The 6,412-nt window shown below is 54.4% G+C and carries 7 protein-coding genes and 1 pseudogene; all 8 read right to left on the bottom strand.

Annotation, left to right across the window (positions count from 1 at the left end):
- Window positions 1–104 precede the first annotated feature (104 nt).
- The gene (locus Q2B33_RS22750; protein WP_300572021.1) at window positions 105–884 is read right to left on the bottom strand and encodes a protein-glutamate O-methyltransferase CheR; all 780 of its coding nucleotides are present in this window, start codon (window positions 882–884) and stop codon (window positions 105–107) included.
- A gap of 36 nt (window positions 885–920) precedes the next feature.
- Window positions 921–2,048 carry a 30S ribosomal protein S1 gene (rpsA, locus tag Q2B33_RS22745; RefSeq protein ID WP_296459300.1) on the bottom strand — a complete coding sequence of 376 codons (1,128 nt, stop codon included), beginning with the start codon at window positions 2,046–2,048 and terminating at the stop codon, window positions 921–923.
- Entirely contained in the window at window positions 2,029–2,877 is an 849-nt protein-coding gene (ispH, locus tag Q2B33_RS22740; RefSeq protein ID WP_296478635.1) for a 4-hydroxy-3-methylbut-2-enyl diphosphate reductase, read from the bottom strand. Before ispH ends, rpsA begins: the two co-directional genes overlap by 20 nt.
- Before the next feature lie 13 nt (window positions 2,878–2,890).
- Entirely contained in the window at window positions 2,891–3,556 is a 666-nt protein-coding gene (gene cmk / locus Q2B33_RS22735) for a (d)CMP kinase (RefSeq protein ID WP_300572025.1), read from the bottom strand.
- A gap of 26 nt (window positions 3,557–3,582) precedes the next feature.
- Entirely contained in the window at window positions 3,583–4,875 is a 1,293-nt protein-coding gene (locus Q2B33_RS22730) for an NAD(P)/FAD-dependent oxidoreductase (RefSeq protein ID WP_300572027.1), read from the bottom strand.
- Between the two features lie 210 nt (window positions 4,876–5,085).
- On the bottom strand, window positions 5,086–5,295 hold the full coding sequence (locus tag Q2B33_RS22725; protein WP_300572029.1) for a hypothetical protein: 210 nt from the start codon (window positions 5,293–5,295) through the stop codon (window positions 5,086–5,088).
- A gap of 13 nt (window positions 5,296–5,308) precedes the next feature.
- Window positions 5,309–5,731: a GNAT family N-acetyltransferase gene (locus Q2B33_RS22720; RefSeq protein WP_300572031.1), complete on the bottom strand. Its 423-nt coding sequence runs from the start codon at window positions 5,729–5,731 to the stop codon at window positions 5,309–5,311.
- A gap of 122 nt (window positions 5,732–5,853) precedes the next feature.
- Window positions 5,854–6,412, bottom strand: a pseudogene (locus Q2B33_RS22715) (oxaloacetate decarboxylase subunit alpha); the annotation flags it as partial.

The following is a 6,412-nucleotide window of genomic DNA, read 5'->3' as shown; positions in this document are numbered from 1 at the left end:
TACCGGGCGGATTCGGGACTTGCACCCGTTGGAAACGTGCGCCGCCGGGCGCACGGCGAAACGGCAGCGGGAAAATCTCCGCTGCCGTTTCTGTGTAGGTGTAATTATGATGCTTTTTGATAAAAGAAAGCATTTTTTCTGAAAAAGCCGATTTCTTTGTGGTTCATCATCTGTTCCGAAGCACCGATGAAAAGCAGTCCGCCATTTGCCAGAGAATTGTAGTATTTCCGGAATATCTGTTCCTTCACCTCCTCGGTGAAATAAATCATCACATTCCGGCAGACAATCAGATGGCATCCTATCGGATAGGCATCCTTCAGCAGGTTATGCTCCCTGAATTCCACCCGGGACTTGATTTCGTCCGAAATCTTGTATTCTGTGCCTGTCTTCCTGAAATATCTCCTCTTCAGATCCGCAGGTACGGACGCGATGCTTTTCTCCGGATACACGCCCTGCTTGGCCGTCTCGATAATCTGTCTGTCCAAATCCGTGGCATGCACCCTGATATTGGCCAGGGGCAGATGCCTGGACATGGCCATCACAAGAGAGTAAGGTTCATCCCCCGTGGAACAGGCGGCGCTCCATACCTTCAGAGTCTTGCCGAATCTCTGAATCAGTTCGGGAATCGCCTTTTCCTCCATCACCTTCCACTGATTGATATCCCTGTAGAACTCCGATACATTGATGGTGATGTGGTTGACGAATTCCTCGAACATCCTCCTGTCTGTCCGGAGACAGAACACATATTTGTCATAGCCCTCTATCCTGTTCTTGGAAATCAGATTGTCGATCCGGCGCTTCATCTGGCTTTCCTTGTAACAGCTCAGGTTGATTCCTGTCAATGTCAGTACTTCTCTTTTGAAATACTCGTAATCAAATAGCATGGCAGTTACCATCCTGGGATTTATTGTCTGTCAGCCTTACTCTTCCGTCTGTGCCGAGATGACCGCCTCGATGTCAACGGGAACCACGTCCTGGTCGATCTGCGCAGCCGCTCCCATGGCCTTGATGCTCAGAGAAATCTTCCTGTCGGCCTCGTTGAAGTCCACGATCTTCGCGGTCACTTCCTGGCCCACGCTCAGCACGTCGGAAGGCTTCTCCACATGCTCCCTGGAAATCTGGGATACATGGAGCAGCGCGTCCACGCCGGGCTCCAATTCCACGAATGCGCCGAAATCGGTCATCCTGGCCACTCTGCCGCTCACCACGTTGCCGATGGCATACTTGTCCGCAGCGTCCCTCCAGGGATTCTGATCCTCGAACTTCAGGGACAACGCCACTTTGCTGCCGTTGATTTCCTTGATCAGCACGGTCAGCTTCTCCCCTACCTTGAAGACTTTCTTGGGATGCTCCACGCGGCCCCAGGACATCTCCGAGATATGGAGCAGACCGTCGGCCCCGCCCAAGTCTACGAACGCGCCGAAGTCCGTCACGTTCTTGACCACGCCTTCCACCACATCGCCCTCGCGGATTCTCTCGAAGAGCTCCTTCTGCATCTGGGCCTTCCTGGCGGCGATGAGCTGCCTGCGGTCGCCGATATATCTTCTCCTCTTCGGATTGTACTCGCTGATGACGAATTCGATTTCCTGTCCCAGATATTTGCCCAGATCCCTCTCATAGGTATCGGACACAAGACTGGCAGGGATGAAAACCCTGACTTCCTCATAGACAACGCTGAGTCCGCCCTCCAGCACCTGGGCCACTGTGGCCTTTAAGACCTCTCCGCTGTTGTAGGCTTCCTCGATTCTCTTGTTGCCCCTGTCGGCAGCCAGACGCTTATAGGTCAGAACTACCTGCCCCTCACCGTCGTTCACCTTCAGTACCTTCACTTCCATGGTGTCGCCAGGTTTGACCACTTCGGTCAAATCTACGCTGGAATCATTGGTATACTCGTTCCTGGCCAGTATACCGTCCGACTTGTACCCAATGTTCAAGACGATTTCTTCCGGCTTGACATCGATGACTGTGCCTTCGACTACCTCTCCTGAATGTATTGTCCTAATTGAATTTGGATCTTCCAGCATTTGTTCAAAAGTTAATTCTGACATGTCTTTGAACCTCCTCGATTAATTTATTTGGGGTGGAAGCCCCCGCGGTGATACCCACTAGTCGAACAGCTTTAGGTAGTTCTAAATGCAAGTCATCCAGTGTCTGTATAAAATAGGTGTGGGCACATTCCTCCGCGCATATCTCATAAAGCTTTCTGGTGTTGGAACTATGCCTTCCCCCTATCACAATCATAACGTCAGCCTCCGCCGCAAGTGCCTTCGCCGAGCATTGGCGCTCTTCCGTCGCGTTACAGATAGTATTCACAACAATACTATTGTAACCTTTTTTTTCCAAAATTTCAACTATATTATGAAATTTATTGTAGTTATATGTCGTCTGGGCGACCACGCACAGTTTTTCGCCCTCCGGAGGCCTGAATTTCTCCGCTTCCTCCAGGTCTTTCAGCACTGTCACCGGGCCTTTGCACCATCCTACGATGCCCTCCACCTCGGGGTGGCCGGCGTTTCCTACGACGACGATGTGCCGTCCCTCCCCGCTCTCCTTCTCCACGATATTGTGAATTCTTTTCACAAATGGGCAGGTGGCATCGATGCACTCCAGGTTCTTCTCGCGAAGGATCCGGATAATCTTCTCCGGAACCCCGTGAGCCCGGATGATGACGCTGCCCTCGGAAAGCTCCATGAGCTCCTCCCCGGACTCCAGCACCTTCACCCCCTGTTCCGAAAGCTCCCTCACCACTTCCTCATTGTTCACGATCGGGCCATAGGTATATATATTCTTCCCGTTTTTTATCTGTTCATACACGGTGTCCACCGCGCGCTTCACGCCGAAGCAGAAGCCCATGCGCTCCGCCAGCTTTACTTCCATAGAATCCTTCCCTCTACCTTGCGCTTCTGCACAGCCCGGTCACGGCGGCTATGGCCTCCTCCGCGTTCATGTCCGACGTATCTACCACAATCGCGTCGTCCGCTTTCCGCAGGGGCGATTCCTCCCTGTGCATGTCCCGGTAGTCCCTGTCCTCTATGTCCGCTTTGATTTTGTCCAGTTCGCAGCTTTCGCCTTTTGCGGTGAGCTCGTCATATCTGCGCCTGGCCCGCACGTCGCTGCTGGCGGTGAGGTAGATCTTCAGCCGGGCGTCCGGCAGCACGCAGGTGCCGATGTCCCTGCCGTCCATGATGCAGTCGCTCTCCGCCGCAAGGCTTTTCTGCAGCGCCACCATGTTCTTCCTCACCTGAGGTATGGGGCTGATGACGGACGCCGCCTCGCCCACCTCCTCCGTGCGCAGGAACGCGTTCACATTTTCCCCGTTCAAAAAGACTACCTGCACCCCGTCCTCATACCGGATGGTGACGGCCGCCTCGGGACATTTCCCGGCTACCTTCCCCCTGTCCGCCAGATCCACTCCCTCCCGCAGCATGTACAGCGCCACGGCCCGGTACATGGCCCCGGTGTCCACATAAATCAGATTCAGCTCCCTGGCCACCGCCTTTGCGATGGTGCTCTTGCCCGCTCCCGCGGGCCCGTCGATCGCCACATTAAATCCCATCTGTCTTCTTCTCCTGTTCTCCTTTCTCAAATCTCCCCGGCAGGCGCTCCCGCGCATTTTCCGGCCAGATGCCCTGTAGACCAGGCAATCTGCAGGTTGAAGCCCCCTGTCAGCGCGTCCAGGTCCAATACCTCCCCGGCAAAATACAGGCCGCCTGCCTTCTTCGACTCCATGGTGGAGGGGTTTATGTCCTTCACGCTGACTCCGCCTTTCGTGATGACGGCCTCCTCATAGCCCCGAAGCCCTGCCACAGTCAGCGGCAGGTTCTTGATCAGTCCCACGAACGCCCTGCGCTCCTCCCTGGTGATCTCATTGACCTTCTTGTCCGGGTGGATGCCGGAGAGGTCGCGCATCACCGGAATCAGCTTCATGGGGAAAAGCCCGCCCAGCGCGTTCTTGAACTGCCTGTTCTTATTCTCCTCGAAGTCCCGCAGCAGGCGCCTGTCCAGCTGCTCCTCGTCCAGAGCGGGTTTTAAGTCGATATACAGCCTGGCGCCTTCCTCCGTCTCCGGCCCGGCCTTCTTCCCGGTTTTCCTGCCCTTCTGCCCAATGAAGCTGCTGGCGGAGAGTATCAGCGGGCCGCTGACGCCGAAATGGGTGAACAGCATCTCCCCGAAGCCCCGGTAGACCTCTCTGGAAGGAGGGCAGCACAGCCGCACCGACACGTTCTTCAGGGTCAGCCCCATCAACTGGCGGCACCATTCCTCCCGGATATTGAAGGGCACCAGCGAAGGGCGGCGCTCCGTCAGTCTGTGTCCCGTCTCCTCCGCGAAACGGTAGCCGTCCCCGGTGGAGCCTGTGGCCGGATAGGAAATCCCTCCGGTGCAGACTATACACCTGTCTGCGGGAAGTGTTCTGCCGTCCGCCAGCTCCACTCCCGCAATCCTCTCCTCCCCGTTCTCCCCTTCCAGCATCAGGCCTTTCACACGGGTATTCAGCAGGACCTTCACGCCCAGCCGCTTCAAGGCCCTCTGGAAGGCTCCGATCACGTCCGAGGAATGATCGGACACGGGAAAGACCCTGTCCCCCCGCTCTGTCTTCAGCGGACAGCCCTCCCGCTCCAGGAACTCCATCACCGCCCGGTTGTCGTAATCGTAAAAGGCGCTGTACAGGAACTTGCCGTTGGTGCACACATTGGCCAGAAGCGTATCCCTATCCCCGGCATTGGTGACATTGCAGCGCCCCTTGCCGGTGATGAACAGCTTTTTTCCCAGTTTTTCATTTTTCTCTATGAGACATACGCTGCAGCCGCGTTCCGCCGCCGCCACAGCAGCCATCATGCCCGCGGCTCCGCCGCCTATGACGATTACTCTGCCCAAAGCCCGCCTGCTCCTGTTCCGATTCTTCTCATTCAAATCTTTTGTCTATCCGTCCTGCTCAAACCGGTGCCCTTTCCGGTTCCCCCTCTAATCTATTCTCTACTTATGATTATTCTCTTTCCAATGTTTTTTCTCTTTCCAGTGTTTATTCTCTTTCCAGTCCCTGACCATGTCTCCTCCCCCGGAGTCCCTGATGGTACAGCCCCAGGCTCACAGTTCTATGGGCTTGTACCCCAACGCCTTGTCCGCTATTTGTTCCGCTGTCATGTCGCTCCAGAAGACATAATCCGAAATCTGTGGGTCGAGAACGCCTTGTTCCAATCTATCGATCAATCTGTCGATTTCTTCTTCGCTTTTATCCTGGCAATTCGTTATCTGTTCTATCAAATCAATGATTTCTCTTTTTGACAAAAATGTCATTTGGGCTCCCCCTCTATAATAATTTCTGATAGATTTTCTGTCCATGCATTTCATCTATCATGTGAAAGCCACATTTTTCATAGAAGCCGTCCTCCTCAGAGCCCAGCGTGATATACCGGAATCCAGCCCGGACCGCCTCTGTTTCAAATATATCCATCAATCTCCTGGTGATCCCCTGCCGTCTGTGCCCGATTTCGCAGGCCACAAAGCCGCATACCAGGCTTTCCTCGTTTTCCCGCCTTCCCAGGACGGCGGATATTACATTTCCGTCTTCATGTGCGTACACCAACAATTTACTGTCTCTCTCAATCCGTTCTTTCCAGTCCTCATATCTGTAGGGCGAAATATCCCGAAGATGCTGCCCCAAGATGCCGTAGCAAAAATCCAAAACCTGTTTCAATTGCGGTTCCGTCTCAACAAATGAAATAGAATACATATAGAATCTCCAAAAAATATAAAAAGGCAGAAAGCGCCGATACAGTATGCTGGCCGCTTACCATGTATCGGCACTTTCCGTTACTTTCTTTATGCTTTACAATTTTCAAATATCAGAAAGCTTTACACAGGATACGCTCCGTTCTTGGTATCCGCCTGGGTCATGTCCACCTTGTCCTGCTGGGCCTGGCGGTACTTGAAGAAGTCGGTGGCTACCTGAGGGAACAGGGCATAGGAAAGCACGTCCTCGTCCTGCTGCTTCCACTCGCTCATCTCGGCTTCCAGCTTATCCATCTCGTTCTCAATCATATCCGCATAGCGGCAGGTGATACGCTCCTCGCCGGGGATGACCTTGTCGATGACTTCCTGGTTCATGGGCTTGATGGTCTGGCCATACTCGCCGCGCAGCACTGCCTTGGTCTCCTTGGTGGCCATCTTGTAGCGCTCGCCCATGAGTACGTTGAACACAGCCTGTGTGCCCACGATCTGGGAGGAAGGAGTGACCAGAGGGGGCTCGCCCAGGTCTTTGCGGACCTCGGGAATCTCTCTCAGCACGTCATAGTATCTGTCTTCCGCGTTCTGCTCCTTCAGCTGGCTCACCATGTTGGAGAGCATGCCGCCGGGCACCTGGTACAGCAAAGTCTTGATGTCCACGCCCATGACCTTGGGATTGAGCAGGCCG

Origin of the sequence: uncultured Acetatifactor sp. (assembly GCF_948601915.1) — a bacterium.
Taxonomy (GTDB): domain Bacteria; phylum Bacillota; class Clostridia; order Lachnospirales; family Lachnospiraceae; genus Acetatifactor.
Note: the sequence above shows the minus strand (reverse complement) of the source record. Positions and strands in the feature narration are given on the sequence as shown.

What these genes read in the sequence shown, in the direction of transcription:
- Q2B33_RS22750 (WP_300572021.1), bottom strand. Translation starts at nt 884, where the DNA reads ATGCTATTTGATTACGAGTATTTCAAAAGAGAAGTACTGACATTGACA.
- rpsA (WP_296459300.1), bottom strand. Translation starts at nt 2,048, where the DNA reads ATGTCAGAATTAACTTTTGAACAAATGCTGGAAGATCCAAATTCAATT.
- ispH (WP_296478635.1), bottom strand. Translation starts at nt 2,877, where the DNA reads ATGGAAGTAAAGCTGGCGGAGCGCATGGGCTTCTGCTTCGGCGTGAAG.
- cmk (WP_300572025.1), bottom strand. Translation starts at nt 3,556, where the DNA reads ATGGGATTTAATGTGGCGATCGACGGGCCCGCGGGAGCGGGCAAGAGC.
- Q2B33_RS22725 (WP_300572029.1), bottom strand. Translation starts at nt 5,295, where the DNA reads ATGACATTTTTGTCAAAAAGAGAAATCATTGATTTGATAGAACAGATA.
- Q2B33_RS22720 (WP_300572031.1), bottom strand. Translation starts at nt 5,731, where the DNA reads ATGTATTCTATTTCATTTGTTGAGACGGAACCGCAATTGAAACAGGTT.